25 protein-coding genes are annotated in these 25,243 nt (G+C 61.6%); 16 read left to right on the forward strand and 9 right to left on the reverse strand.

Going from position 1 to position 25,243, the window contains the following annotated elements; all coding sequences use genetic code 11:
* Positions 1-6 precede the first annotated feature (6 nt).
* Positions 7-894, forward strand: coding sequence for a 3-hydroxyisobutyrate dehydrogenase (gene mmsB, locus ACVWVP_RS17015; RefSeq protein ID WP_457407298.1), 888 nt, complete (start codon positions 7-9; stop codon positions 892-894).
* A gap of 108 nt (positions 895-1,002) precedes the next feature.
* On the opposite strand, the gene ACVWVP_RS17020 is transcribed toward mmsB, so the two are convergent.
* Positions 1,003-1,347 (reverse strand): cupin domain-containing protein, encoded by a 345-nt coding sequence (locus ACVWVP_RS17020; protein WP_010206533.1) that lies wholly within the window; start codon positions 1,345-1,347, stop codon positions 1,003-1,005.
* A gap of 375 nt (positions 1,348-1,722) precedes the next feature.
* Here ACVWVP_RS17020 and kynB point away from each other — a divergent pair, with 375 nt between their 5' ends.
* Complete coding sequence (gene kynB / locus ACVWVP_RS17025) at positions 1,723-2,373, forward strand: arylformamidase (RefSeq protein ID WP_178923556.1); 651 nt, start codon at positions 1,723-1,725, stop codon at positions 2,371-2,373.
* Positions 2,370-3,227, forward strand: a complete 858-nt coding sequence (gene kynA / locus ACVWVP_RS17030) for a tryptophan 2,3-dioxygenase (protein ID WP_457407302.1) — start codon at positions 2,370-2,372, stop codon at positions 3,225-3,227. Before kynB ends, kynA begins: the two co-directional genes overlap by 4 nt.
* Positions 3,228-3,373: 146 nt before the next feature.
* Here the strand turns inward: kynA and ACVWVP_RS17035 are convergent, their stop codons facing one another.
* The 4 genes from ACVWVP_RS17035 to antA form a co-directional block, all read right to left on the reverse strand.
* Positions 3,374-4,777 carry an amino acid permease gene (locus ACVWVP_RS17035; RefSeq protein ID WP_457407305.1) on the reverse strand — a complete coding sequence of 468 codons (1,404 nt, stop codon included), beginning with the start codon at positions 4,775-4,777 and terminating at the stop codon, positions 3,374-3,376.
* A gap of 69 nt (positions 4,778-4,846) precedes the next feature.
* Entirely contained in the window at positions 4,847-5,854 is a 1,008-nt protein-coding gene (gene antC, locus ACVWVP_RS17040) for an anthranilate 1,2-dioxygenase electron transfer component AntC (protein WP_178923562.1), read from the reverse strand.
* A gap of 118 nt (positions 5,855-5,972) precedes the next feature.
* Complete coding sequence (gene antB / locus ACVWVP_RS17045; protein ID WP_178923571.1) at positions 5,973-6,464, reverse strand: anthranilate 1,2-dioxygenase small subunit; 492 nt, start codon at positions 6,462-6,464, stop codon at positions 5,973-5,975.
* Positions 6,464-7,855 carry an anthranilate 1,2-dioxygenase large subunit gene (antA, locus tag ACVWVP_RS17050; RefSeq protein WP_178923573.1) on the reverse strand — a complete coding sequence of 464 codons (1,392 nt, stop codon included), beginning with the start codon at positions 7,853-7,855 and terminating at the stop codon, positions 6,464-6,466. The genes antB and antA overlap by 1 nt, the downstream gene beginning before the upstream one ends.
* A 327-nt stretch (positions 7,856-8,182) precedes the next feature.
* Here antA and ACVWVP_RS17055 point away from each other — a divergent pair, with 327 nt between their 5' ends.
* Entirely contained in the window at positions 8,183-9,175 is a 993-nt protein-coding gene (locus ACVWVP_RS17055; RefSeq protein ID WP_457407308.1) for an AraC-like ligand-binding domain-containing protein, read from the forward strand.
* 133 nt (positions 9,176-9,308) lie between these two features.
* Here ACVWVP_RS17055 and ACVWVP_RS17060 read toward each other — a convergent pair whose 3' ends face one another.
* Complete coding sequence (locus ACVWVP_RS17060; RefSeq protein WP_178923577.1) at positions 9,309-10,184, reverse strand: LysR family transcriptional regulator; 876 nt, start codon at positions 10,182-10,184, stop codon at positions 9,309-9,311.
* A 114-nt stretch (positions 10,185-10,298) separates the two neighbouring features.
* Here ACVWVP_RS17060 and ACVWVP_RS17065 point away from each other — a divergent pair, with 114 nt between their 5' ends.
* Genes ACVWVP_RS17065 through catA form a run of 3 tightly spaced genes read left to right on the forward strand, consistent with a single transcriptional unit; the run spans position 10,299 to position 12,700 of the window.
* A complete protein-coding gene (locus tag ACVWVP_RS17065; RefSeq protein ID WP_457407311.1) occupies positions 10,299-11,426 on the forward strand; it encodes a muconate cycloisomerase family protein in 1,128 nt (375 codons plus the stop codon).
* Between the two features lie 12 nt (positions 11,427-11,438).
* Positions 11,439-11,729: a muconolactone Delta-isomerase gene (gene catC, locus ACVWVP_RS17070; RefSeq protein WP_178923581.1), complete on the forward strand. Its 291-nt coding sequence runs from the start codon at positions 11,439-11,441 to the stop codon at positions 11,727-11,729.
* 41 nt (positions 11,730-11,770) lie between these two features.
* Positions 11,771-12,700: a catechol 1,2-dioxygenase gene (gene catA / locus ACVWVP_RS17075; protein ID WP_457407313.1), complete on the forward strand. Its 930-nt coding sequence runs from the start codon at positions 11,771-11,773 to the stop codon at positions 12,698-12,700.
* A 130-nt stretch (positions 12,701-12,830) separates the two neighbouring features.
* Here the strand turns inward: catA and ACVWVP_RS17080 are convergent, their stop codons facing one another.
* Entirely contained in the window at positions 12,831-13,304 is a 474-nt protein-coding gene (locus tag ACVWVP_RS17080; protein ID WP_016974903.1) for an Lrp/AsnC family transcriptional regulator, read from the reverse strand.
* 143 nt (positions 13,305-13,447) lie between these two features.
* On the opposite strand from ACVWVP_RS17080, the gene kynU reads away from it, so the two are divergent.
* Both kynU and ACVWVP_RS17090 read left to right on the forward strand, forming a co-directional pair.
* The gene (kynU, locus tag ACVWVP_RS17085) at positions 13,448-14,698 is read left to right on the forward strand and encodes a kynureninase (protein WP_457407315.1); all 1,251 of its coding nucleotides are present in this window, start codon (positions 13,448-13,450) and stop codon (positions 14,696-14,698) included.
* A gap of 111 nt (positions 14,699-14,809) precedes the next feature.
* Entirely contained in the window at positions 14,810-16,216 is a 1,407-nt protein-coding gene (locus ACVWVP_RS17090) for an amino acid permease (RefSeq protein WP_259174764.1), read from the forward strand.
* Here the strand turns inward: ACVWVP_RS17090 and ACVWVP_RS17095 are convergent.
* Positions 16,162-17,052 (reverse strand): LysR substrate-binding domain-containing protein, encoded by an 891-nt coding sequence (locus ACVWVP_RS17095; RefSeq protein WP_457407319.1) that lies wholly within the window; start codon positions 17,050-17,052, stop codon positions 16,162-16,164. The two genes, ACVWVP_RS17090 and ACVWVP_RS17095, sit on opposite strands and share 55 nt — an antisense overlap.
* A 184-nt stretch (positions 17,053-17,236) precedes the next feature.
* On the opposite strand from ACVWVP_RS17095, the gene ACVWVP_RS17100 reads away from it, so the two are divergent.
* From ACVWVP_RS17100 to ACVWVP_RS17120, 5 genes are all read left to right on the forward strand, one after another.
* Complete coding sequence (locus ACVWVP_RS17100; RefSeq protein ID WP_178923591.1) at positions 17,237-18,001, forward strand: sulfite exporter TauE/SafE family protein; 765 nt, start codon at positions 17,237-17,239, stop codon at positions 17,999-18,001.
* 117 nt (positions 18,002-18,118) lie between these two features.
* Entirely contained in the window at positions 18,119-18,709 is a 591-nt protein-coding gene (locus tag ACVWVP_RS17105; RefSeq protein ID WP_457407323.1) for an NAD(P)H-dependent oxidoreductase, read from the forward strand.
* Positions 18,710-18,739: 30 nt separating this feature from the next.
* Positions 18,740-19,636 (forward strand): LysR family transcriptional regulator, encoded by an 897-nt coding sequence (locus ACVWVP_RS17110; RefSeq protein ID WP_178923595.1) that lies wholly within the window; start codon positions 18,740-18,742, stop codon positions 19,634-19,636.
* A 158-nt stretch (positions 19,637-19,794) separates the two neighbouring features.
* The gene (locus tag ACVWVP_RS17115; RefSeq protein ID WP_457407325.1) at positions 19,795-20,688 is read left to right on the forward strand and encodes an NAD-dependent epimerase/dehydratase family protein; all 894 of its coding nucleotides are present in this window, start codon (positions 19,795-19,797) and stop codon (positions 20,686-20,688) included.
* A gap of 193 nt (positions 20,689-20,881) precedes the next feature.
* Complete coding sequence (locus ACVWVP_RS17120) at positions 20,882-22,327, forward strand: SulP family inorganic anion transporter (RefSeq protein ID WP_178923599.1); 1,446 nt, start codon at positions 20,882-20,884, stop codon at positions 22,325-22,327.
* A 38-nt stretch (positions 22,328-22,365) separates the two neighbouring features.
* On the opposite strand, the gene ACVWVP_RS17125 is transcribed toward ACVWVP_RS17120, so the two are convergent.
* Complete coding sequence (locus ACVWVP_RS17125; protein ID WP_176996938.1) at positions 22,366-22,758, reverse strand: lysozyme inhibitor LprI family protein; 393 nt, start codon at positions 22,756-22,758, stop codon at positions 22,366-22,368.
* Between the two features lie 261 nt (positions 22,759-23,019).
* Here ACVWVP_RS17125 and ACVWVP_RS17130 point away from each other — a divergent pair, with 261 nt between their 5' ends.
* Both ACVWVP_RS17130 and ACVWVP_RS17135 read left to right on the forward strand, forming a co-directional pair.
* On the forward strand, positions 23,020-24,369 hold the full coding sequence (locus tag ACVWVP_RS17130; protein WP_256732910.1) for a GntT/GntP/DsdX family permease: 1,350 nt from the start codon (positions 23,020-23,022) through the stop codon (positions 24,367-24,369).
* A gap of 12 nt (positions 24,370-24,381) precedes the next feature.
* Complete coding sequence (locus tag ACVWVP_RS17135; RefSeq protein WP_259174758.1) at positions 24,382-25,242, forward strand: MurR/RpiR family transcriptional regulator; 861 nt, start codon at positions 24,382-24,384, stop codon at positions 25,240-25,242.
* Position 25,243 lies beyond the last annotated feature (1 nt).

Here is a 25,243-nt window from a genome sequence, read left to right on the forward strand (position 1 = left end):
ACGACCATGAAGATTGCATTTATCGGCTTGGGCAACATGGGCGCGCCCATGGCCCGCAACCTGATCAAGGCCGGCCATGCGCTGAACCTGTTCGACTTGAACCAGGCGGTGCTCAAGGAACTGGCCGAGTTGGGCGGCACCATCAGCGACTCACCGCGTGATGCGGCCACCGGCGCTGAACTGGTGATCACCATGCTGCCTGCTGCCGCCCATGTGCGCAGCGTGTGGCTGAATGAAGACGGCGTACTCGCCGGCATCGGCAAAGGGGTGCCGGCGGTGGATTGCAGCACCATCGACCCGCAGACCATCCGTGACGTCGCGACAGTGGCGGCCAAGCAAGGTGTGGCCGTGGCCGACGCCCCGGTCTCCGGCGGCACCGGCGGCGCTGCCGCTGGGACGTTGACCTTCATGGTCGGCGCCACCCCGGAACTGTTCGCCACCCTGCAACCGGTGCTGGCGCAGATGGGCCGCAACATCGTGCACTGCGGCGACGTGGGCACCGGGCAAATCGCCAAGATCTGCAACAACCTGCTGTTGGGGATCAGCATGGTCGGCGTCAGCGAAGCCATGGCGTTGGGCGATGCGCTGGGCATCGACACGCAAGTGCTGGCGGGGATCATCAACAGCTCGACCGGGCGCTGCTGGAGTTCAGACACCTACAACCCATGGCCGGGCGTGATTGGAACGGCGCCGTCGTCGCGGGGGTACACCGGTGGGTTTGGCGCCGACCTGATGCTCAAGGATTTGGGCTTGGCCACCGAAGCGGCGCGTCAGGCCAAGCAACCCGTGATTCTGGGGGCCGTGGCCCAGCAGTTGTATCAATCGATGAGCCAGCGTGGGGAAGGGGGCAAGGACTTCTCGGCGATCATCAACAGCTATCGCAAGCCCAAATAAACACTGTGGCGAGGGAGCTTGCTCCCGCTGGGCTGCGAAGCAGCCCCAAAAAGCCTGGGAGCGCTGCGCACTCCAGCGGGAGCAAGCTCCCTCGCCACAAGGTGTTGTTTAGGCAAACACAAAATACTTACGCACTGTCTCGACCACTTCCCACGTCCCCTTCATCCCCGGCTCCACCACGAAGATATCCCCAGCCCGCAGGTGAATCGGCTCCAGGCCTTCTGGAGTGATGATGCAGTAGCCTTCCTGGAAGTGGCAGTATTCCCACTTCACGTAGTCCACGTACCACTTGCCCGGGGTGCAGATCCAGGTGCCCATGATCTTGCTGCCGTCTTCGCTGGTGTAGGCGTTGAGGTTGACGGTGTGCGGGTCGCCTTCGAGTTTTTCCCATTTGCAGGCATCCAGGACCGGCAAGGGGTGGGTGTCGCGCAGTACGGTGATGGGCTTGGACATGATGTCTCCAGGGCAGGGAATGGAAAGAGCCACCCTAAGGCCTTGGGCGTTGTGTCAGTGGTCTGAACTCGACATCGGGATGCCCAGAAGCGCAGCGGTGCGATGATCCGGAAACCACCGCGAACCCTTGTGGGAGCCGGGCTTGCCCGCGATAGCGGAGTGTCAGGCGATGCAGATGCAAGCAGTGCCACCGTCATCGCGGGCAAGCCCGGCTCCCACAGGGAGTGGTGGCGCATCTGGACGATAGACTTGTTCGTAAATCCGCCATTTCTTCGCAGTAAGTGCGAAAAATTTCCCGATCCACGCCAGATTTCGCAAGAAAATTCGCAACAGGCCCTCGTATCATTCACCCCAGTAACCGCCGAGAGCCTTCAGATGAACCCAATAAAAACGTGGTGGGATATCAGCCCGCCCTTGAGTACGGCGACCCCGACCTGGCCGGGAGATACGCCGTTCCAGGAAGAGCGCGTATGGCAGTTTGGCCCGGAGTGCCCGGTGAATGTGGGGCGCATCACCTTGTCGCCGCACACCGGCGCCCACGTGGACGCACCCCTGCATTACAGCGCCGACGGCGCGCCGATTGGCGAGGTGTCGCTGGACGTGTACATGGGCCCGTGCCGCGTGCTGCATTGCCTGGACAGCGGCGCCCTGGTGCAGCCGCATCAGTTGGAAGGGCGTGTGGATAACTTGCCGGAGCGCGTGCTGCTGCGCACTTATCCACAAGCGCCGCTGACTGAGTGGGATTCGGGCTTCACCGCCATCGCCCCGCAAACCATCGAGCTGCTTGCCAGCCTGGGCGTGCGTTTGATCGGCATCGACACCCCGTCGCTTGACCCGCAGCAGTCCAAGACCATGGATTCGCACAACGCCGTGGCGCGCCATGGCATGGCGATTCTCGAAGGCATCGTGCTCGACGACGTACCGGAGGGCGACTATGAACTGATCGCGCTGCCGCTGCGGTTTGCCAACCTCGACGCCAGCCCAGTCCGCGCCATTCTCCGCCCGCTCAAGGAGCCCACGCGATGAGTCAGTGTCCTTTCTCTTCTGATTACCAGCCGCCTGAAGAATGGCATAACGCCGAACTGAATTTTTCCGAGTCCATGAGCTATGGCGATTACCTGGACCTGGGCAAAGTCCTCAGCGCCCAGCACCCGCTGTCGCCGGACCACAACGAAATGCTCTTCATCATCCAGCACCAGACCTCTGAGCTGTGGATGAAACTCATGCTCCACGAACTCAAGGCCGCTCGCGAACATGTACGCCTGGGCGAGTTGCCGCCGGCGTTCAAGATGCTGGCGCGGGTGTCGCGGATCTTCGATCAACTGGTGCACGCCTGGGCAGTGCTGGCGACCATGACGCCGTCGGAGTACAAGGCGATCCGCCCGTTCCTCGGGCAGTCGTCGGGGTTCCAATCGTTCCAGTACCGCGAGATCGAATTCATCCTCGGCAACAAGAGCGCGGCGTTGTTGCGGCCCCACGCCCATCGGCCGGAGCTGTTGAACGAGTTGAAAGTGGCGATTGCCACACCGTCGCTGTATGACGAGGCGATCAACCTGATGGCCAAGGCCGGCCTGGCGATTGACCCGACACGCGCCGAACGCGACCCGACGGCGCCGACGGTACATGATGAGTCCGTGGAGGCGGCGTGGCGCGAGGTGTACCGCGACCCGAGCCGGTATTGGGATTTGTACCAGTTGGCCGAGAAGTTTATCGACCTGGAGGATTCGTTCCGCCAGTGGCGTTTTCGCCATGTGACGACGGTGGAACGGATTATTGGTTTCCAGCCGGGAACCGGCGGCACCGAGGGCGTGGGGTATTTGCGCAAGATGCTCGACACCGTGTTGTTCCCAGAGCTATGGCGAGTACGCTCTACGCTCTAAACAAAAAGCCCCGGATTACCGGGGCTTTTTCATTTGGAATGCATTCAAAACTGTGGGAGCTGGCTTGCCTGCGATAGCGGTATATCAGCTAACACATTCAGCGACTGATACTCCGCCATCGCGGGCAAGCCCGGCTCCCACAGGAATTATTGTGCGTTCACTACCGCGTTGCTTTTGCGAACCCGCAACCGGTAGGCTACATAGATAATCCCCACCCACACCGGCATCGCATACACCGACTCGCTGATTCCCGGAATCGCCAGCATCACGCTGATGATCATCACCATGAACGCCAGGCACAGGTAGTTGCTGAACGGGAACCAGAAGGTCTTGAACGACGGCGTCACGCCTTGCTGGCCCATGGCTTTGCGGAACTTGATGTGGGTGATGCTGATCAGCGCCCAGTTGATCATCAGCGAGGCAACCACCAGCGCGAACAGCAACTCCAGCGCGCTCTTCGGTGCCACGTAGTTGACCACCACGCACAGCATCGTCACCAGTGCCGAAATCGCCAGGGCGCGAATCGGCACGCCTTGCTTGTTCAGCTTCATCAACGATTTCGGAGCATCGCCTTGCTCGGCCAGGCCGAACAGCATGCGGCTGTTGCAGTACACGCCGCTGTTGTACACCGACAGCGCCGCAGTCAGCACCACGAAGTTGAGGATGTGGGCAGCGGTGTCGTTGCCGATCAGCGAGAAGATCTGCACGAACGGGCTGCCGCTGTAGGCATCGCCCGACGCGCCGAGGGTTTGCAGCAGTTGGTCCCATGGGTACAGCGACAGCAGCACGGTCAGGGCGCCGACGTAGAAAATCAGGATCCGGTAGACCACCTGGTTGATCGCCTTCGGGATCACCTTGCGCGGCTCGCTGGCCTCGGCGGCGGTGATGCCCACCAGCTCCAGGCCGCCGAACGAGAACATGATGAACGCCATGGACATCAACAGCCCCATGCCGCCATTGGGGAAGAACCCGCCGTGGCTCCACAGGTTGCTGACGGTCGCTTGCGGGCCACCGGTGCCGCTGAACAGCAGGTAGCAGCCGAGCACGATCATGCCGACAATCGCCACCACCTTGATGATCGCGAACCAGAACTCCGCTTCACCGAAGAACTTCACGTTCAGGGTGTTGATCAGGTTCACGGCCACAAAGAACACCAGTGCACTGACCCAGGTCGGGATCTCCGGCCACCAGAACTGGATGTACTTGCCCACCGCCGTCAGTTCGGCCATGCCCACCAGTACGTAGAGCACCCAGTAGTTCCAGCCCGCCAGGAAGCCCGCGTAGCCGCCCCAGTATTTGTGGGCGAAGTGGCTGAAGGAGCCGGCCACCGGCTCTTCGACGATCATCTCGCCGAGCTGGCGCATGATCAGGAACGCGATGAAACCGGCAATCGCGTAGCCCAGGATCATCGACGGCCCTGCCGACTTGAGTACCCCGGCCGAGCCGAGGAACAACCCCGTGCCAATCGCCCCTCCCAAGGCGATCAGCTGAATATGCCGGTTCTTCAGGCCACGCTTGAGGCCTACCGGGTTAACCATGTCATCCGCCATTAACATTCCCTTCTACTTGTTTTTCTTAGGGTAAGTGCACGCGCAGCTGCCCCTCAGAAGTACTGAGGGTCAGATATTACTCTGCGTAAACTTTTCGTAATACAGCTGAACGCCATCAAGTGCCTGATCCGCCAGCCATTGTTGGACGGATTCGACCATTGGAGGGGGGCCGCACAGGTACATATCTGCCGAACTGTCCCGCCATTCGGCCAAGTCGAAATGCTCGGTGAGGTAGCCGCGCTTGCCGGGCCAGTCTTCGGCGGGCGCGCTGAGCACTTCGGTGTAGCGAAAGCCCGGAATTTTCGAAGCATAGGCCTGGATGCGCGGCGCTTCGCACAAGTCTTCGGCCCCGCGCACGCCGTAATACAGATGAACGGGGTGGTCGCAGCCGTTGGCAGCCAGTTCGTCGAGCATGCCCAGCAAGGCCGACAGCCCGGTGCCGCCGGCCACCAGCACCAGCGGCTTGGTCACGTGGCGCAGGTAAAACGCGCCCAGCGGGGCTTCCATCACCAGCTCATCGCCCACCTGGCAGCGTTCGCGCAGGTAGTTGCTCATCACCCCGTCGGGCAGCAGGCGCACCAGGAACTGCAGCTGATTACCCGGCAGGTTGGCGAAGGAGTATGACCGCCAGCTGTTCGTGCCTGGCACCGACAGGCGCGCATATTGGCCCGGCAGAAAATCCAGGGCCTGTTCCAACTGCACCTGCAGGATCGCCGTGCTGGCCGACACCTGCTCCACCGCGCTCACGCTGCCCCGTACCTGCACCGGCCCCGGCGCATTGCACAGGCTTGAGTCGAAGTCGAAATAGAACGTCGCGTCAGACTTCACCCGCGTCTGGCAACTGAGCATCTTGCGCTGTTGCAGGTCGAGGCTGGACAGGGCTTCTTCGTCGACATAATCCTGGGTGTAATCGCCGCTCTCGCAGCGCCCCTGGCAGGTGCCGCACACGCCCTCGCGGCAATCCAGCGGGATCTTGATGCCATTGCGCAGCGCCGCATCCAGCAGGATTTCATTAGCGGCCACCGGGAAAAACAGCGTCTTGCCATCGGCAAAACTGAACGCCACTTTGTGATTCATCTTATTGGCTCACAGAACTTGTAGTGAGCGGGCTTGCCCCGCGCCGCGGTCAACCAGACACACAAGCCGTATCTGACACACCGCCGCGCGGGGCAAGCCCGCTCACTACAGTCCGTTGTCAGAGGTGATAGAAATCGAGCACCGAGTTGATGGTGTCGTTGAGCAGCAGCGCATGCTTGCGGGTGATCAACCAACTGTCGCCGTGGGGCTTGAGGCGGTACGTGGCATGCCCGTAGAACTGCTCCGAGGTGGCCAGGCGATAGAACAGCGTGTGCCAGTTCAATTTCACCTCCAGCGTTCCATCCCCCTGCTCGGCAATGCGCACGTTGTTGATCAGGTGCAAGGTGCGCGGCATCGGCGTGGCCGACGCGGCTTTGCCGGTGCGCAGTCGGAACACACGGTCTTCCAGGCCGGAGCGGTTGGCGTAATAGATCAACGACATCTCACGCTTGGGGTCGCGGGTGTAGACGTGCTCCGAGTCCCACTGCGGCAGGTGGAATTCACTCTGCGGGTCGAACAGCTGCACATAGGCGTCCCAATCCTGGGCATCGCACAGCTCGGCCTTGCGGTAGAAGAACTGCTCGATTCGGTACTGCAATGGGGCATTCATCACTCCACCTCCCGCAGGGTCAGCGCTTGCTTGTCCAGGCCATCGAGCAGGAATTGCTGCCAGTTGCGGTGCTGGTTCACATACAGGCCTTCATGGGTGAATTCGGTGCCGGTCATGGCCGGTTGAATGCCGATGGCTTCGCTGTTGGGTGTCGGCCCGGTTTCCCAGCGATGACTGCCACGCGAGATATCGCTCCAGCGCTCCAGGCGCCCCTGGAAACCGCGCTGGGCTTCGCGGAACTCCACCAGGTCATCCGGCGTGCCCATGCCCGAGACGTTGAAGAAATCCTCGAACTGGCGGATACGGTTTTCACGGTCGGCGTCGGATTCGTTCTTCACCCCCAGGCACTGGCTGATGATCTCGGTCTTGTTCCATGCCACCGGGCGGATGATGCGCAGTTGCGAACTGATCTGATCAAGGAAGAACAGGCTCGGATAGATGTTCAGGTTGCGCAGGCGGTGCATCATCCACTCGGCCTTCTGCTGGCCGTGTTCTTCCACCAGGCGCGGCATGATGGTGGCGTAGCCGGAGCGCACGCTCGGGTTGGGCATGTCGCTGAACAACAGGCTGTGGCCGTTGTTGAAGGCGAACCAGCCGTCGTCAGTGTTTGCGTCACCGGCGCCGAGCTTGCTGTAGTCCAGGGTGCTGCCCGAGCCGGTGCCGTTTTCGGTGTTGACCTGCTGGCGATGCTGCACCGTGGCCACGTAGTTGTAGTGCACGGTGCTGACGTGATAACCGTCCAGGCCGTTCTCGTTTTGCAGCTTCCAGTTACCGTCGTAGGTGTAGGCGGACTTGCCCGGCAGTACTTCCAGTTCGCCGGTGGCAGACTGCGCGACCATCATGTCGAAGAACACTTTGGCATCACCGAGGAAGTCTTCCAGGCTGTCGCTGCCATTCACGTCCAGGCTGATGAAGACAAAGCCCTTGTAGCTGTCGATGCGTGCCTTTTTCAGGCCGCGCGTAGCCTTGTCGAAGCCCTCTGGGTATTCCCCCGGTGCCTTGACCTTCACCAACCGGCCGTCGCTCTTGTAGCACCAGGCGTGGAACGGGCAGGTGAAGGTCGATTGGTTGCCCTTGCCGACCCGCGTCAGGGTGGTACCCCGATGCTGGCAGGCGTTGATCAGCGCATTGAGCCGGCCTTCGCCATCGCGGGTGATGATCATCGGCTGGCGCCCGGCGCGCATTGTCACGAAGTCGTGGGGGTTGGCCAGTTCACTTTCATGGCAGGCGTAGATCCAGTTCTTTTCGAAGATCAGTTCCATCTCCAGGTCGAACAATTCCGGCTCGGTGAACATGTCCCGGGCGATGCGGAACACTTCATCCACCGGGCGAAAATCCAGGCAGCCTTCGATAAACGTTTTCCACTGCTCGACGCTTCTTGCACCACTCATGGGAGGCACCTTTTTTGATCAGGGCTAATCGGTGGCTCATTAGAGGGGGCGGGGCAGCGCGCGGGCTATCCGCTAAATGGGCGAACCTGCGCCGGAAAGTTGGGCCGCAAAATTGGGCAGCAAATACCCAACCCGGTGCAGGGCGGTGACGGGATGCGCTACTGTCTTGCAGGGCAAGGGGCGCGCAAACCGGCGACTTATCCACATAGTCGACTGTTCCTATCCACTCAGTGGCCATGGGGCGCGTGTGGCGCATAACTTGCTGTCGAACAATAACGACGCGCCGCCAGAGCGCGCAAAAAGCCTAACCGCCGTGGGTGCACCTTGATGAGTAGCCATACACGCGAAATCCATATTCAACGCTTTGACCTGGAAGGCGCCTGCAGCTGGATGTCCGGCATCTGTGGGCCGCACAGGCTGGCGACGTCCACGCCTGAGCGCCTGCGTTTTCACCACAGTGCCAACGTGTTCAAGTCCCGCGCCACCACCCTGGGCGTGATCGAGTACGGCACCGACGTGACCATCGACATCGAAGACGCCGAACACTTCAGCAGCTACAGCCTGAGCCTGCCGCTGGTGGGTGAGCAGGAACTGAGCAAGAACGGTGAGCGCCTGAGTTCCAACCGCGACCAAGGCGTGATCCTCTCGCCCAACGAGCATCAGGTGCTGGCGATCTCTGGCGACTGTCGCAAGTTGCAGGTGGTGATCACCCGCGCGGCGATGAGCGAAACGCTGGAAGGTTTGTTGCAACGGCCGATCGAATCACCGCTGCGGTTCGAGTCGGTGATGGATGCGGTGGACGGCGCATCGGCGTCGTGGTGGCGCATGGCGCGTTACTTCATTGCAGAGCTGGAGCGCAGCAGCGAGTTATATGAACAGGCGGCGTTTACCCGAGACCTGGAAAGCTCATTGATCAAGGGGCTGATCCTGGCGCAGCCGAACAACTACTCCGAAGAACTGCGCGACGTACTCGGTGTGAAACTGCCGCACTACCTGATTCGGGCGCGCCAGTACCTGCACGACAACGCTCGTGAGGCGGTGTGTCTGGAAGACCTGGAAGCTGTTTCCGGGGTGACGCGCTTCAAGCTGTTCGATGCGTTTCGCAAGTACTTCGCGCTGTCGCCCATGGCGTACCTCAAGAAGCATCGGTTGGGCGCAGTGCGTCAGGAGATCCTTGAACAAGGCTCCACACGCACCATCTCCGAAATTGCCCTGGGGTGGGGGTTTACGCACCTGGGGCGGTTCTCTGCGGAGTACCGCAAGCTGTTCGATGAATCCCCCAGCCAAACCCTGCAGCGCAAACGCCTGCGCAGTAGCTGACCTCAATGAGGATCCAAATGTGGGAGCGGGCTTGCTCGCGAAAGCAGTGTGTCAGCCAATACATCCGGCGACTGGCAGACCGCATTCGCGAGCAAGCCCGCTCCCACAGTGGAGATGTGGTGTTTGGGAGGAATCAGATCAATTCTTCCACCAGTTGCAGGCAATGATTCAGCCCCGGCGACTGGTCATTCACCCGTCGGCTGAGAATGATCGGCGAGGTCGCCGTGGCCTCCACAATCGGCGTGTAGCCGATGTCTGCACGGTGCAGCACCTGCACCGACGCAGGCACCAGCGTCACGCCCATCCCCGCGCCCACCAGCCCGATGGCGGTCTGCAATTCGTTGGTCCACTGCGCCACCTTGAGGCTCAAACCGTGGGCGTCGAACAGCGCGATCACATGGTCGGCGTAGCTGGGCCGTGGGTTGCCGGGGTAGAGCACAATCGGTTCGGCGGCCAATTGGGCGAGGGTGGCCGGCGCCTCCAGCAACGGGTGGCCGGCGGGCAGCACGGCCACCAGTCGATCTTCCACCAGCACGCGCTGGACGATGGCCGGGTCGTCGATGCGAATGCGCCCGAACCCCACATCAATCCTTCCAGCCTTGAGCGCTTCGACCTGCTGCAAGGTGGTCATTTCCGACAGCCCCAACTCCAGCTCCAACGCCTCATGGGTGCGCAGGCGACGGATCAGTTCCGGCAGCACGCCGTACAGGGTCGACGGGGCAAAGCCGATGCCCAGCCAGGTCTTCTCGCCCTGGCCAATGCGCCGCGTGTTGTCGCAGACCTTGCTCAATTGTTCGAGCAACACATTGGCATGTTCGTAGAAAAACCGTCCGGCTTCGGTCAGCCGCAGCGGTCGGCCGCGTTCCAGCAGGATCACCCCCAATTCGTCCTCCAATTGCTGGATCTGCCGGCTCAACGGCGGCTGGGCAATGTGCAGGCGTTCGGCGGCGCGGGTGAAGTTGAGGGTTTCACCCAGCACCTGGAAATAGCGCAGATGACGCAGCTCCATGATGGCTCCTTTCATACCTTGAGGGTATTGCTCGAGACCCATTCTATATTGGAAGCCTTTAAAGATACGGCACAGAATCGGCTCAAACCTAAAAAGAACCCAACGGGTATAGCCATGCCGATTTGCGCCATCGAGACGATCGAGACGATCATCGTCGACCTTCCCACTATTCGCCCGCACAAGCTGGCGATGCACACGATGCAAAACCAGACGCTGGTGATCATCCGTCTGCGTTGCGCCGACGGCATTGAAGGCATCGGCGAAGCCACCACCATCGGCGGCCTGAGCTACGGCGACGAAAGCCCTGACAGCATCAAGATCAACATCGACCGCCACTTCGCCCCGCTGCTGATCGGTCAGGACGCCAGCAATATCAACGCGGCCATGTTGCGTCTGGAGCGCAGCATCCGTGGCAACACCTTTGCTAAGTCCGGGATCGAAAGCGCCTTGCTCGATGCCTTGGGCAAACGGCTGAACTTGCCGGTCAGCGAACTGCTCGGCGGTCGCGTGCGTGATGCCTTGCCGGTGGCCTGGACCCTGGCCAGCGGCCATACGGACAAGGACATTGCCGAAGCTGAAAAGATGCTCGACCTGCGCCGTCACCGCATTTTCAAATTGAAGATTGGTGCCGGTGAAGTCGCCCACGACCTGGCTCACGTCATTGCCATCAAAAAAGCCCTGGGTGATCGCGCCAGCGTGCGGGTCGACGTCAATCAGGCCTGGGATGAAGCCGTTGCGTTGCGGGCGTGCAAGGTGCTAGGCGATAACGGCATCGACCTGATCGAACAGCCGATCTCGCGCAACAACCGCAGCGGCATGGCGCGGCTCAACCTGTCGAGCCCGGCGCCGATCATGGCCGATGAGTCCATCGAGTGTGTCGAGGATGCCTTCAACCTGGCCCGCGAAGGTGCGGCCTCGGTGTTCGCCCTCAAGATTGCCAAGAACGGCGGGCCCCGTGCTGTGTTGCGCACCGCGGCGATTGCTGAAGCGGCGGGCATTGGCCTGTACGGCGGCACCATGCTCGAAGGCGGTATCGGCACGCTGGCCTCGGCCCACGCCTTCCTCACGCTGAACAAACTGGCGTGGGACACCGAGCTGTTCGGCCCGCTGCTGCTCACCGAAGACATCCTCGTCGAACCACCGGTTTACCGCGATTTCCAGCTGCATGTTTCCACCGCCCCGGGCCTGGGCCTGGCCATCGATGAAGAGCGCCTGGCGTTCTTCCGTCGTGACAAACACTAAGAGGCGCCTGCCATGTTGTTCCACGTAAAAATGACCGTGAACCTGCCCCTCGACATGAGTCCCGAGCGCGCTGCTGGCCTCAAGGCCGAAGAAAAAGCCTTGGCCCAGCGCCTGCAACAAGAAGGCAAATGGCGCCACCTGTGGCGCATCGCCGGGCACTACGCCAACTACAGCGTGTTCGATGTCGACAGCGTGCAGGACTTGCACGATCTGCTGATGCAACTGCCGCTGTTCCCCTATATGGCCATCGAAGTGAACGCCCTGTGTCGTCACCCTTCGTCGATCCATGAGGACGACCGCTAGGCCGTTTTCCACACGAATAACTACAAGATGAGGAATGCACCATGTCCATCCGACTGTCCCAGACTGCCCATGCCCAACAGTTTCTCGAAGAAGCCAGCGGCAACCTCAACGACGGTGGCAACCCGCGTACCAAGGCGCTGATCTACCGGATCCTGCGCGATACCGTGAACATCATCGAAGACCTGGAAGTGACCCCGGAAGAGTTCTGGAAGGCGGTCAACTACTTGAATGAGCTGGGCAAGAACCAGGAAGCCGGTTTGCTCGCGGCCGGCCTGGGTCTGGAGCATTACCTGGACTTGCTGATGGACGCTGCCGACGAAGAGGCCGGCAAATCCGGCGGCACACCGCGTACCATCGAAGGCCCGTTGTATGTGGCTGGGGCGCCTTTGTCGAAATACGAGGCACGCCTGGACGACGGCACTGACGCGGCCGTGCCGCTGTTCATGCGCGGGCAAGTACGCGACACGCATGGCAAGCCATTGGCCGGGGCCATTGTGGATGTGTGGCAGGCCAACACGGGTGGCACTTACTCCTGGTTCGACCCGACGCAGTCGGAATTCAACCTGCGTCGGCGCATCGAAACCGATGCCCAGGGCAACTACCGTTTTCGCAGCATCGTGCCGTCAGGCTACGGCTGCCCACCGACCGGCCCGACCCAGCAGTTGCTCGATCAACTGGGGCGTCATGGGCAGCGGCCGGCGCATATTCACTTCTTCATCTCGGCGCCCGGGCATCGGCACCTGACCACGCAGATCAACCTGTCGGATGACCCGTACCTGCATGATGATTTTGCCTATGCGACGCGGGAAGAATTGATTGCTGAAATCCGCTTCAGTGACGATCAGCAACTGGCGCGGGAGTTTGGTGTGGAAGGGCGGTTTGCGCAGATCGACTTTGACTTCGAGTTGCAGGCCTCGGCGGCACCGGTCGAGCAAAAACGCATGCAGCGCGTGCGCGCCCTCGAAGACTAAACAGCGAACACGCTTCAAAATGTGGGAGCTGGCTTGCCTGCGATAGCGGTGGTGAATGTTACATAGCTATCGCCGGCAAGCCAGCTCCCACAGGTTCCAGTTTTCATAGGTTTTTTTGTGGTGTTGCTGGTTATTTGCGGATAACCAAATCCAGCACTTCATCCCGATCCTTGATCTTCTGCAGCACAATCTCTGAACGGATATCCATCACCCCCGCCGTGCGGTTCAGGTGGTTCACGATAAAGTCCGAAAAGTGCTTCAGGTTCCTCGCCTGCACCCGCAGCACATAGTTGCTGGCGCCGGTGATCACGTAGGCGCTGGCCACCTCGGGCCAGCCCTGCACCTTCTTGATGAACGTCTCGTGCCAATCCTCCACATCCTGGCGCAACGACAGGTGCACGATGGCCTCCAGCTCGATGCCCAATTGCTCGGCGTTGAGCACTGCGCGATAGCCGCTGATGATTCCTTCGCTCTCCAGCAGGCGCAAACGGCGCAGGCAGGCGGACGGCGACAGCGCGACTTTTTCCGCCAGCTCCTGGTTGCTGATACGGCCATCCTGTTGCAGGAAATGCAGGAGGCGCAGGTCGGTGGCGTCGAGAATCATGGTTAGAATAAATCCGCGTGTTTAGGGGTTAAATTCGAATTTCCTACAGCTTAATTAGCCTTTTAGCCGTTACTTTGCACGAAAATTTTGTAAAGCTTCGTTCAATATTTTGTCCATCTTCACTTATAAAAACAGGACAACCCATGACCACTCGAAGCCACTGCCTAGCCCTGGATGACCAGGACCCGCTGGCGCCCTTGCGCCGTCAGTTCGCGCTGCCTGACGGCGTGATCTACCTCGATGGCAACTCCCTCGGCGCACGCCCGGTGGCCGCGCTGGAGCGGGCGCAAGCGGTGATCGCCGAGGAGTGGGGCAATGGCTTGATCCGCAGTTGGAACAGCGCTGGCTGGGCCGACTTGTCGCAACGCCTGGGCAACCGCCTGGCCCCGCTGATCGGTGCACGAGACGGCGAAGTGGTGATCACCGATACCACTTCGATCAACCTGTTCAAGGTACTCAGTGCCGCCCTCACGGTGCAGCGCCAACGCACACCGGCGCGCAAGGTGATCGTCAGCGAAGCCAGCAACTTCCCCACTGACCTGTACATCGCCGAAGGCCTCACCGAGTTGCTGCAACAGGGTTATTCCTTGCGGCTGGTCAACAGCCCGGACGAACTGCCCGAAGCCATCGACAACGATGTGGCGGTGGTGATGCTCACCCACGTCAACTACAAGACCGGCTACATGTACGACATGCAAGCGGTCACGGCCTTGAGCCACGAGTGCGGCGCGCTGAGCATCTGGGACCTGGCGCATTCGGCGGGCGCGGTGCCCATCGACTTGCACACGGCCGGTGCGGACTACGCGATTGGCTGCACCTACAAATACCTGAATGGCGGCCCCGGCTCCCAGGCGTTCGTGTGGGTCAACCCGGCCCTGGTGGACGTGGTGCGCCAGCCGCTGTCGGGCTGGTTCGGGCATACCCGCCAGTTCGCCATGGAATCCAACTACGCGCCGAGTGCGGGCATCGCCCGTTACCTGTGCGGCACGCAGCCGATCACGTCGCTGGCCATGGTGGAATGCGGCCTGGAGATTTTTGCCCAGACCGACATGGCCAGCCTGCGCAGCAAATCCCTGGCATTGACCGACGTGTTCATCGCATTGGTCGAAGCGCGTTGCGCTGCCCATGGCCTGGTGCTGATCACCCCGCGTGAGCACGCCAAGCGCGGCAGTCACGTGAGCTTTGAACACCCTGAAGGCTACGCGGTGATCCAGGCGCTGATTGCCCGTGGCGTGATCGGTGATTACCGTGAGCCGCGCATCATGCGGTTCGGGTTTACGCCGTTGTACACAAGCTTCACCGAGGTGTTCGACGCCGTGGAAATCCTTGGCGAGATCCTCGACAACCGCACCTGGGACCAGCCGCAATTCAAAGTGCGCAACAGCGTCACCTGACACAACGCAGATCAAAATGTGGAGCCGGCTCCCACACAAAGCCAGCTCCCACAGTGGATCTGTGACAACCGCCTAAAACAGTGCAATCACAATAATAAAGGGGCACACCACGTGACCACGCCAGACAACGGCTTTGCAGAGATCACCCACCGCGAACTGGGCCTGAGGCGCCAGCTCACTTCCGGCCAGATGAGCATGATCGCCATCGGTGGCGCCATCGGCACCGGGCTGTTCATGGGCAGCGCCTATGCCATTGGTTACGCCGGGCCCAGCGTACTGGTGAGCTACGCCATCGGTGCGTTGATCACCTTGCTGTTGATGGGTTGTCTGGCGGAGATGACGGTGGCCCATTCCACCTCGGGCTCGTTTGGTGCCTACGCCGAGTTCTACATCAGCCCGCTGGCCGGGTTCCTGGTGCGTTACGCCTATTGGGCGGCGATTGTGCTGGCTGTGGGCGCCGAGGTCACGGCGGTGGCGATGTACATGAAGTACTGGTTCGCCAATGTGCCGGAATGGGTGTGGATCGTGTCGTTTTCCAGCGTGCTGATCCTGCTCAATGCGATCAGCGTGAAGACCTTCGGCAATTTCGAATACTGGTTTTCCACGATCAAGATCAGCGCCATCGTCGGCTTCATCATCCTCGCCGTCTACGTGGTGTTCGGCTCGGGCAACCCGGAGTACGGCGTGCAGAACTACACGGCCCACGACGGTTTTTTCCCCCATGGCCTGAGTGGCATGTGGATCGCGGTGATTGTGTCGATCTTCAGCTACCTGAGCGTGGAGATGATCGCCGTGGCCGCCGGTGAAGCCGCCGACCCGGAGCAGGCGGTGAAGAAGGCCTTCCGCGCCACCATCGTGCGCCTGGTGGTGTTTTACCTGCTGACCCTGGCGTTGATGCTCGCCATCGTGCCGTGGAACCAGGCCGGGCAGACCCAGAGCCCGTTCGTCACGGTGATGCAGACCATCGGCATTCCCGGCGCCACCGGGGTGATGAATTTCGTGATCCTGATCGCGGCGTTGTCGGCCATGAACAGCCAGCTCTACATCACCACGCGCATGATGTTCAGCTTGTCCCGCGCCGGGTTTGCGCCCAAGGCCATGGGCGCCTTGAGCAAGAGCGGCATCCCACTGAACGCGCTGTTGCTGTCCAGCTCGGGGATTGCCCTGGCGACGTTGCTCAACGTGGTGTACCCGGAAAGCTCATTCACGCTGATGATGGCTATTTCCATGTTTGGCGCGATCTTCACTTGGTTCATGATCTTCCTCACCCACTTCTTCTTCCGCCGTTACCGCAAGCGCCACGGCGGGCCGACGCTGTCGTTCCAGCTGCGCCTGTTTCCCTACAGCACGCTGCTGGGCCTGGTGCTGATGGGCGCGGTGATGATCACCACCTACTTCACTGACGCGTTCAAGATGACCCTGGTGTTTGGCGTGCCCTTCCTGCTGATCCTGTCGGCGGTGTATTACGGGTTCTTCCGCAAGGGCAGGGCCAAGGCGTCGAACAAGGCCTTGGCGTAACCGGGCAGCTGTTCGAACGCACGCGCCGCGAGCAGCAATTTCCGGCAGGCCCAGTCTTCCTGCAAAGGCTGGGTGTTGAAACGCGGCGCCAGTGGCCAGCGCTCCAGTGCCGCCTGGGGGACAATCCCCAGGCCGGCACCGCCTGCGACCATGCGCATCACCCCCTCAAACCCCTCGGCGCGGATGCGCGTTTGCAGGCGGAACCCTGCGTGCAGCGCCTGTTCTTCCAGGTACACGGTCAATGCGCTGTTGGCGGCCAGGCCGACGAAGTCGTGTTGCAGGCTGTCGATAAAACTTCCACCGGTGAACGGATGATCCAGCGGCGTGATCAGCACCAGTGGGTCGTCGCGAAAGGGCAGGGTTTGCAGGCCGTGGGTGTCTACCGCGTCGGAAATGATCCCCAGGTCTGCCGTGCCCTGGCGCAGGGCCTGGGTGATGCGCAGGCTCGGCAGCTCCTGCAGGTCGATATCGAGGTTGGGGTGCTGGCGCAAAAAGTCGGCGAGCAGTTCCGGCAGGTATTCGCTAAGGGCCGTGGTGTTGCACAGCAAGCGCACCTGGCCTTTGATGCCATTGGCGTATTCCGCCAGGTCCTGTTGCAGGTGTTCGGCTTGTTGCAGCAACAGGCGAGCGTGACGGGCCAGGGCTTTGCCTGCGGGGGTGGGCGTGACACCGCGGCGGTTGCGCTCCAGAAACTCGATGCCCAGTGAGGCTTCCATCGCGCGGATGCGTGCGCTGGCGGCGGCCAGGGACAGATGGCTGCGGGCTGCGCCGGCGGTGATGTTGCCGGTGTCGAGGATGTGCAGGTAGAGGCGCAGGTCGATCAGGTCAAAGTGCATGGCTGGGTTTCTCGGTTGACAGGACTGGCCCCTTCGCGAGCAAGCCCGCTCCCACATTTTGAAATGCATTCCAAATGTGGGAGCGGGCTTGCTCGCGAAGGCGGCCTCAGCCTCATGCAAAACAAGAGGCTGCCTCAGTATATGGCGAATTTCCGATCAGGCCGAAATCCCTCACAATCCCTCCATGAATACCTTCCTAGCGTTCTACCAAGACATCGGCCCAGCCCTGACCCTGTTGGTGATCGGCACTTTCCTGCTGGCCGGTACCGTCAAGGGCGTGATCGGCCTTGGCCTGCCCACCGTGGCCATGGGCTTGCTCGGCCTGGCTATGCTGCCGGCGCAGGCTGCGGCGCTGCTGATCATTCCGTCGACGGTCACCAACCTGTGGCAACTGGCATTTGGCGGTCATTTGAGTGCGTTGCTCAAACGCCTGTGGCCGATGCTGCTGCTGATTTTCCTCGGCACCGGGCTCGGTACGCTGTGGCTGGGCATGGATGGCGGTGGCTGGGTGGTGCATGCGTTGGGCGGCGCGTTGCTGGTGTATGCGCTGAGCGGGCTGTTCCTGCCCACTTTCAAGGTCAAGCCTGAGGCCGAGCGCTGGCTGGGCCCGGTGTGCGGCGTGATCACCGGCATCATCACCTCGGCCACCGGCGTGTTTGTGATTCCTGCGGTGCCGTACCTGCAGGCCTTGGGCTTGAACCGTGATCAACTGGTGCAGGCGCTGGGGCTGTCGTTCACCGTGTCGACCCTGGCGCTCGCCGCCGGCCTGGCCTGGCGCGGTTCGCTGGGGGGCGGCGAGATCAATGCGTCGCTGCTGGCGCTGGTGCCGGCGCTGCTGGGCATGTGGCTGGGCCAGGCGGTACGCCAGCGCATCAGCGCGGTGTTGTTCAAGCGCGTGTTTTTCGTCGGCATGGCATTGTTGGGCGCCCATCTGCTGATCAGCGGTTAAAGATCAACGCCTTATTCGTGCATTTTGATCAAATGTATTTTGCCGCGCCGCTGCTTATTCCGAGGGGGCAATGTCGATAGCCTGCCGGCAGACATTTCTAACCCTTTGGAATCCCCCATGAAAAAAGTCCTCCTGCTCAACGGCGGCAAGCAATTTGCGCACTCCGACGGCCGCTATAACACCACCCTGCATGACGCCGCCGTGGCGGTATTGGACCGTGCCGGCATCGACGTCAAGGTCACCCACATCGACGCAGGCTACGAAGTGGCCGAAGAAGTCGCCAAATACCTTTGGGCCGACGTGATCATCTACCAGATGCCCGGCTGGTGGATGGGCGCGCCGTGGATCGTCAAGAAGTACATCGACGAAGTCTTCACTGAAGGCCACGGCAGCCTCTACGCCAGCGACGGCCGCACGCGCTCTGACTCGTCGCAGAAGTACGGCAGCGGTGGGCTGATCCAGGGCAAGCAGTACATGCTGTCGCTGACCTGGAACGCGCCGCAGCAAGCCTTCGACGACCCTACCGACTTCTTCGAAGCCAAGGGCGTGGACGCGGTGTACTTCCCGTTCCACAAAGCCAATGAGTTCCTTGGCATGACCGGTCTGCCGACTTTCCTCTGTGTGGACGTGATGAAGCGCCCGGCGATCGAGGCTGACGTGGCGCGCTACGAGCGGCATCTGGCGCAGGTGTTCAATTTCTCGGTGTAAGCTGCCAGCAACCGAAAAAGAGGACTGCCCGTGAAAGCCCGATCCGATGAGCTACAGATCTTTGTCAGCGTGATTGAGTGCGGCTCGATTTCCGCGGCGGCGGAGCAGGTCGGGCAGACGCCGTCGGCGGTCAGCCGCACCTTGTCGCGCCTGGAAGCCAAGCTCGACACCACGCTGATCAACCGCACCACGCGGCGCATGGACCTGACCGAGGAGGGCAAGTACTTCTTCGAGCAGGCCAAGGTGATCCTGGCGCAGATGGATGAGTTGGAAGAGCGCCTGTCGTCGCGCCAGAAAAAACCGGCCGGGCGGCTGCGGATCAACGCCGCCGTGCCGTTCATGCTGCATGGGATCGTGCCGTACATCGCCGAATTCCGCAGCCTGTACCCGGACATTCAGCTGGAGCTCAACAGCGATGACTTGATCATCGACCTGCTGGAACAGAGCACCGACATCGCCATTCGCATCGGTGTGCTGGCCGACTCCACCCTGCACGCGCGCTCCCTCGGTTGCACGCCGCTGCATATCCTCGCCAGCCCCGACTACCTCAAGCGGCACGGCACCCCGCAGACGGTCGCCGAGTTGGCGGAGCACACCTTACTCGGCTTCACCCAGACCGAAACCCTCAACCACTGGCCGCTGCGTCATGTGGAGGGCGACCGCTGGCTGATCCAGCCCAGTGTGGCCGCGTCCAGTGGTGAAACCGTGCGGCATTTGGCCTTGGAGGGCCAGGGCATTTGTTGCCTGTCGAACTTCATGACCATCGACGACATCGAGGCGGGGCGCCTGGTGCCGGTGCTGGAGAATTTCAACAGCGGGTATCGCCAGCCGATCCACGCGGTGTTCTACCGCAACTCGCAGTTGGCGTTGCGTATCCAGTGTTTCCTGGATTTCATCCAGGCCAAGCTGGCGCGGTATGCCTGCTGATTCGTGATCTTCGCGCAAGAGTGAATTGGGCGGGACGGGCTTATTCGACAGCCGTCGTCCCTTCATCATCCGGGCATACATCGAGTCGCACCCATCGCAGCCTCGCTTGCGCTCGACAACTCCTACACCCATCACTTACCCAGTCAGGAGAACACTCCATGAACGTATTCGTAACCGGTGCCGCAGGTTTTATCGGTGGTTCCATCGCCACCGGCCTGGTCAAGGCCGGCCACAGCGTCACCGGCCTGGTGCGCAGTGCCGAACAAGCGGCAGAAATGACCGCCCTGGGCATCAAACCGATCATCGGCACGCTTGACGACGCTCCGGTATTGACCGAACAGGCGCAGAAGGCCGACGCCGTGATCAACGCCGCCAGCAGCGACCACCGCGCCGCCGTTGAAACCTTGCTAGCTGCGCTGAAAGGTTCGAACAAACCCTTCTTGCACACCAGCGGTTCGAGCATCGTCGGTGACGCGTCTGGCGGTAAATCCAGCGACGTTATCTACTTCGAAGACAACTTGCCCGAGCCGACGGTGGATAAAGCCGCTCGCGTGGCCATCGACAACCTGATCCTGGCCGCGGCCAAAGAAGGCGTCAACTCGGCAGTCATCTGCAACACCTTGATCTACGGCCACAGCCTGGGCGTGAAACGTGACAGCGTGCAATTGCCGCGCTTGCTCAAGCAAGCCCGCAAGAGCGGTGTGGTGCGCCACGTGGGCACCGGGCAGAACATCTGGTCCAACGTGCACATTGAAGACGTGGTGGCCTTGTACCTGCTGGCGCTGACCAAGAATGTGCCGGGCACGTTCTACTTTGTGGAAAGCAGTGAGGCGTCGTTTATCGACATGACCGCCGCCATCGCTCAAGCCCTGAACCTGGGTGAACCACAGGATTGGCCATTGGCCGACGCTGAAGCCGAGTGGGGCTATGAAATGGCCAACTATGGCCTGGGCTCCAACAGCCGCGTGCGCGGAAAGCATGCGCGCGAGCTGCTGGGCTGGGCGCCGAAGCGTACGTCGGTGGTGGAGTGGATTCGCCACGAGATGGTGTGACGTTCGCTTAGCACCGCGGTGCTGCCTTCGCGAGCAAGCCCGCTCCCACAATTGACCGAGTTTCAGCTTTGAAATGCAGTCAGTGTGGGAGCGGGCTTGCTCGCGAAGGAGGCGGCGCGGTTTTCGAGGCTAGCCGCAACCCCTTCAATTCCGTACCATCCCCCGCCTTATCCCCGCATGACCCTGGTACCTCATGACCCTCTCCCGTCTGCGCGCCGATGCCCTGGCCGGCCTCACCACGTCGTTCGCACTGCTGCCCGAATGCATCGCCTTTGCCCTGGTGGCTCATCTCAACCCGCTGATGGGGCTCTACGGCGCGTTTATCATCTGCACCCTCACGGCGCTGTTCGGTGGCCGGCCTGGCATGGTCTCGGGCGCAGCCGGGTCGATGGCGGTGGTGATCGTCGCGCTGGTGGTACAGCACGGTGTGGAATATCTGCTGGCCACGGTGCTGCTGGGCGGGTTGATCATGATCGCCTTCGGCCTGCTGCGCCTGGGCAAGCTGGTGCGCATGGTGCCGCACCCGGTGATGCTGGGCTTCGTCAACGGCCTGGCGATCATCATCGCGTTGGCGCAACTGGAGCACTTCAAGAGCGGTGAGCACTGGCTCAACGGCACGCCGCTGTACGTGATGATCGGTTTGGTGCTGGTGACCATGGCCATCGTGTACCTGCTGCCACGTATCACCCGCGCCGTGCCGCCGGCCTTGGTGGCGATCCTCGGCGTAGGCCTGGCGGTGTACCTGCTCGGTTTGCCCACGCGCACCCTGGGCGACATGGCCCACATCGCCGGTGGCCTGCCGACCTTCGCGCTGCCGCAGGTTCCCTGGACCCTGGAAACCCTCGCCATCATCGCGCCCTACGCGTTCCTGATGGCCATGGTCGGCCTGCTGGAAACCCTGCTCACCCTCAACCTCACTGACGAAATCACCGAGACCCGTGGCTACCCCGACCGCGAAAGCGTGGCCTTGGGCGCGGCGAATATGGTCTCGGGTGTGTTCGGCGGCATGGGCGGTTGCGCAATGATCGGGCAAACCGTGATCAACCTCAGCTCCGGTGGGCGCGGGCGTTTCTCCGGGGTGTTCGCCGGGGTGATGATCCTGTTGTTCATCCTGTTTCTGTCGCCGTTCATCGAGCGGATTCCGCTGGCGGCGCTGGTGGGGGTGATGTTCGTGGTGTCCCAGCAGACGTTCGCCTGGGCGTCCTTGCGGGTGATCAACAAGGTGCCGCTCAACGACGTGCTGGTGATTCTGGCGGTGACCGTGATCACGGTGTTCACCGACCTGGCCACGGCAGTGCTGTGCGGGATCGTGATTGCGGCGCTGAACTTTGCCTGGCAACAGGCGCGGGAGCTGTATGCCGATGAGCACTTGGAAGCCGATGGCAGCAAGTTGTACCGCGTGCACGGCACGTTGTTCTTCGCCTCGACCACGCCGTTTTTGAACCGCTTCGACCCGGCCAACGACCCGGCCCAGGTGACGCTGGACTGCCGCCACCTGAGCTTTGTCGACTATTCAGCGATTGCTGCGCTGATGACCCTGCGCGAACGCTACACCAAGGCCGGCAAGCACCTGCGGGTGCTGCACCTGTCCGAGCGGTGCAAGAAGCTGCTCAAGCGCGCCAAGGTCCACCACGATTAACCTGTAGGAGCCGGCAAGCCGGCTCCTACAGTTGGAGGTTACGGCCCGACCAGGTCTTCGAGTTCCTGGGCGCGGGTCTGGGTCATGTCGAGCACACAGCCGGTGCCGTTGACCTGGTCGATGGTGCCGCCGGTGGCGCTGCCGGCGAAGCCGCAATTGGCGTCGCGGTATTTGATCCACAAACGCTGCACGTCTTGCAGCTTCTGTTTGCGGTCGCCTTCCTGGGCGGCCAGCGCGGTCTTGTAGGCTTTGTTCAAGCGGTCATCCTGCACCTTGGCCTCCTTGGTGTTGCAGCCGACCATGTCCGCGGTGGTGTTGGCGCCGTCCATGCATTTTTTCAGCGCCGGGTTATCGGCGGCCGAGGCGTTGCCGCACAGCGCGAGCAGCAGGGCGCTGGCGGCAAAAGGAACTAGCAGGGCTTTGCGATTCATTGTCTGTTTTTCCTGGTCGTGAGTACTGGGCGGTGAGGGCGCCGCAATCTGAGACTCGGCCCCGGCCATTGAGTTTCGGCACGCAAAAAACTTCATGTAAGAACACCCTCCGGATTTTCATGAACGGTCGCCTGGCATATCCCAAAGCGACAGCGCTTATCCGTAGGCGAAAATTACTTTCATGAAAATTGAAAATGCTCCTCGGTAATGATTTATGAGTTTCACCCACAAATCGACGTGACCCTTTCCGAGGAGTACCGCATGGCCGCATCACCGGGCTTCGGGCTATTGGCATACGCTGCCATTGCCATCATTGCATTGATCGTGCTGATTGCACGTTACCGGCTCAACCCGTTCATCGTCATCACCCTGGTGTCGATTGGCCTGGCGCTGATGGCCGGCATGCCGGCCGACACCATCATGGGCTCCTACGAGGCGGGCGTCGGCAAGACCCTGGGGCATATCGCCCTGGTTGTCGCGCTGGGCACCATGCTGGGCAAGATGATGGCCGAGTCCGGTGGCGCCGAACAGGTGGCGCGCACGCTGATCAGCCGTTTTGGCGAGCGCAACGCCCATTGGGCCATGGTGTGCATTGCCTTCCTGGTGGGGTTACCGCTGTTTTTCGAGGTCGGTTTTGTGTTGCTGGTGCCGATCGCCTTTACCGTGGCGCGGCGCGTGGGCGTGTCGATCCTGATGGTCGGCTTGCCGATGGTCGCCGGCCTGTCGGTGGTGCACGCGTTGGTGCCACCGCACCCGGCGGCGATGATGGCGGTGCTGGCGTACAACGCGTCAGTGGGGCAGACCGTGCTGTATGCGATTTTGATCGGCATTCCTACCGCCATCATCGCCGGTCCTGTCTACGCCAAATTCATCGTGCCGCGCATTCACTTGCCGGCCGAAAACCCGCTGGAACGCCAGTTCATCGACCGCGAACCGCGCACCCGCCTGCCGAGCTTCACGCTGACCATGGGCACTATTTTGCTGCCGGTGGTGCTGATGATGATCGGCGGTTGGGCCAATGTGATTTCTACACCGGGCACCGGCTTCAATCAATTCCTGCTGTTTATCGGCAACTCGGTGATCGCGTTGTTGGTGGCGACCTTGGTGAGCTTCTGGACCTTGGGCATTGCACAGGGCTTCAATCGCGAGTCGATCCTCAAGTTCACCAATGAGTGCCTGGCACCGACCGCGAGTATCACCTTGCTGGTGGGCGCGGGCGGTGGTTTGAATCGCATCCTGGTCGACGCGGGCGTTACCCACGAAATTCTCGGTTTGGCCCACGCCTTTCACCTGTCGCCGCTGGTGATGGGGTGGCTGTTTGCTGCGTTGATGCGTATTGCCACCGGTTCGGCGACGGTGGCCATGACCACCGCGTCTGGCGTGGTTGCCCCAGTTGCCATGGGCCTGGGTTATCCACACCCCGAATTGCTGGTACTGGCCACGGGCGCGGGCTCGGTGATCTTTTCCCACGTGAACGACGGCGGCTTCTGGCTGATCAAGGAATACTTCAATATGACGGTGATCCAGACCTTCAAGACCTGGACCGTGTTGGAGACCCTCATTTCAGTGGTCGCCTTCGGTCTGACCTATGGTCTGTCCTGCATCCTGTAACCCGGAGACCCCATGGACATCCTCTACCAGATCCGCGCCCGCCAGGATTCTTTCAGCGCCGGTGAAGGGCGTATCGCCAGGTTGATGCTCGAAGACGTGGGGTTTGCCGCGTCCGCCAGTCTGGAAGCGTTGTCCCAACGGGCCGAGGTCAGCACGGCGACGCTGTCGCGGTTCGCGCGCAGTGTGGGCTGTCGGGATCTGCGCGATTTGCGCCTGCAACTGGCCCAGGCCAGTGGCGTGGGCAGCCGTTTCCTGGACCCGTCGGGGTTGCCGGAACAGTCGGCCTTTCATCGGCAGATCCTGGGGGATATCGAGGCGACCTTGCGCCAGCATTTGTCGGGTTTCAACCAGGCGAGTTTTGCCGATGCGGTGAGCCTGTTGGGCAAGGCGCGGATGATCCATGCGTTTGGCATGGGCGGCCCGTCGAGCCTGTGCAGCGATGAGCTGCAGGTCCGCCTGGTGCGTCTGGGTTATCCGATTGCCGCCAGCCATGACCCGGTGATGATGCGAGTCACCGCTGCGACGTTGGGCCCTGAGCACGCGCTGATTGTGTGCTCGCTCACCGGCCTAACGCCGGAGTTGCTGGACGTGGTCAGGCTGGCGCGCAACTACGATGCGCGCATCATCGCCATCACCCTTGCCGGTTCCCCGCTGGCCGAACTGGCCGACGTGGTGCTGCCGCTGCAACCGGCTGAAACCAGTTTTATCTACAAACCCACGGCGGCGCGCTACGGACTGCTGTTGGCCATCGACCTGCTCGCCACCGAGCTGGCGCTGGCCATGCCGGACGACAACCAGGAACGCCTGCGCCGGATCAAGCTGGCGCTGGACGATTATCGCGGCGGCCCCGACAGCCTGCCGCTTGGAGACTGAC

Source organism: Pseudomonas sp. TE24901 (genome assembly GCF_054058375.1).

Bases quoted from the DNA above. Each gene is read 5' to 3' on its own strand.
- mmsB (WP_457407298.1), top strand. From the start codon at position 7: ATGAAGATTGCATTTATCGGCTTGGGCAACATGGGCGCGCCCATGGCC.
- ACVWVP_RS17020 (WP_010206533.1), bottom strand. From the start codon at position 1,347: ATGTCCAAGCCCATCACCGTACTGCGCGACACCCACCCCTTGCCGGTC.
- kynB (WP_178923556.1), top strand. From the start codon at position 1,723: ATGAACCCAATAAAAACGTGGTGGGATATCAGCCCGCCCTTGAGTACG.
- kynA (WP_457407302.1), top strand. From the start codon at position 2,370: ATGAGTCAGTGTCCTTTCTCTTCTGATTACCAGCCGCCTGAAGAATGG.
- ACVWVP_RS17035 (WP_457407305.1), bottom strand. From the start codon at position 4,777: ATGGCGGATGACATGGTTAACCCGGTAGGCCTCAAGCGTGGCCTGAAG.
- antC (WP_178923562.1), bottom strand. From the start codon at position 5,854: ATGAATCACAAAGTGGCGTTCAGTTTTGCCGATGGCAAGACGCTGTTT.
- antB (WP_178923571.1), bottom strand. From the start codon at position 6,464: ATGAATGCCCCATTGCAGTACCGAATCGAGCAGTTCTTCTACCGCAAG.
- antA (WP_178923573.1), bottom strand. From the start codon at position 7,855: ATGAGTGGTGCAAGAAGCGTCGAGCAGTGGAAAACGTTTATCGAAGGC.
- ACVWVP_RS17055 (WP_457407308.1), top strand. From the start codon at position 8,183: ATGAGTAGCCATACACGCGAAATCCATATTCAACGCTTTGACCTGGAA.
- ACVWVP_RS17060 (WP_178923577.1), bottom strand. From the start codon at position 10,184: ATGGAGCTGCGTCATCTGCGCTATTTCCAGGTGCTGGGTGAAACCCTC.
- ACVWVP_RS17065 (WP_457407311.1), top strand. From the start codon at position 10,299: ATGCCGATTTGCGCCATCGAGACGATCGAGACGATCATCGTCGACCTT.
- catC (WP_178923581.1), top strand. From the start codon at position 11,439: ATGTTGTTCCACGTAAAAATGACCGTGAACCTGCCCCTCGACATGAGT.
- catA (WP_457407313.1), top strand. From the start codon at position 11,771: ATGTCCATCCGACTGTCCCAGACTGCCCATGCCCAACAGTTTCTCGAA.
- ACVWVP_RS17080 (WP_016974903.1), bottom strand. From the start codon at position 13,304: ATGATTCTCGACGCCACCGACCTGCGCCTCCTGCATTTCCTGCAACAG.
- kynU (WP_457407315.1), top strand. From the start codon at position 13,448: ATGACCACTCGAAGCCACTGCCTAGCCCTGGATGACCAGGACCCGCTG.
- ACVWVP_RS17095 (WP_457407319.1), bottom strand. From the start codon at position 17,052: ATGCACTTTGACCTGATCGACCTGCGCCTCTACCTGCACATCCTCGAC.
- ACVWVP_RS17100 (WP_178923591.1), top strand. From the start codon at position 17,237: ATGAATACCTTCCTAGCGTTCTACCAAGACATCGGCCCAGCCCTGACC.
- ACVWVP_RS17105 (WP_457407323.1), top strand. From the start codon at position 18,119: ATGAAAAAAGTCCTCCTGCTCAACGGCGGCAAGCAATTTGCGCACTCC.
- ACVWVP_RS17115 (WP_457407325.1), top strand. From the start codon at position 19,795: ATGAACGTATTCGTAACCGGTGCCGCAGGTTTTATCGGTGGTTCCATC.
- ACVWVP_RS17120 (WP_178923599.1), top strand. From the start codon at position 20,882: ATGACCCTCTCCCGTCTGCGCGCCGATGCCCTGGCCGGCCTCACCACG.
- ACVWVP_RS17125 (WP_176996938.1), bottom strand. From the start codon at position 22,758: ATGAATCGCAAAGCCCTGCTAGTTCCTTTTGCCGCCAGCGCCCTGCTG.
- ACVWVP_RS17130 (WP_256732910.1), top strand. From the start codon at position 23,020: ATGGCCGCATCACCGGGCTTCGGGCTATTGGCATACGCTGCCATTGCC.
- ACVWVP_RS17135 (WP_259174758.1), top strand. From the start codon at position 24,382: ATGGACATCCTCTACCAGATCCGCGCCCGCCAGGATTCTTTCAGCGCC.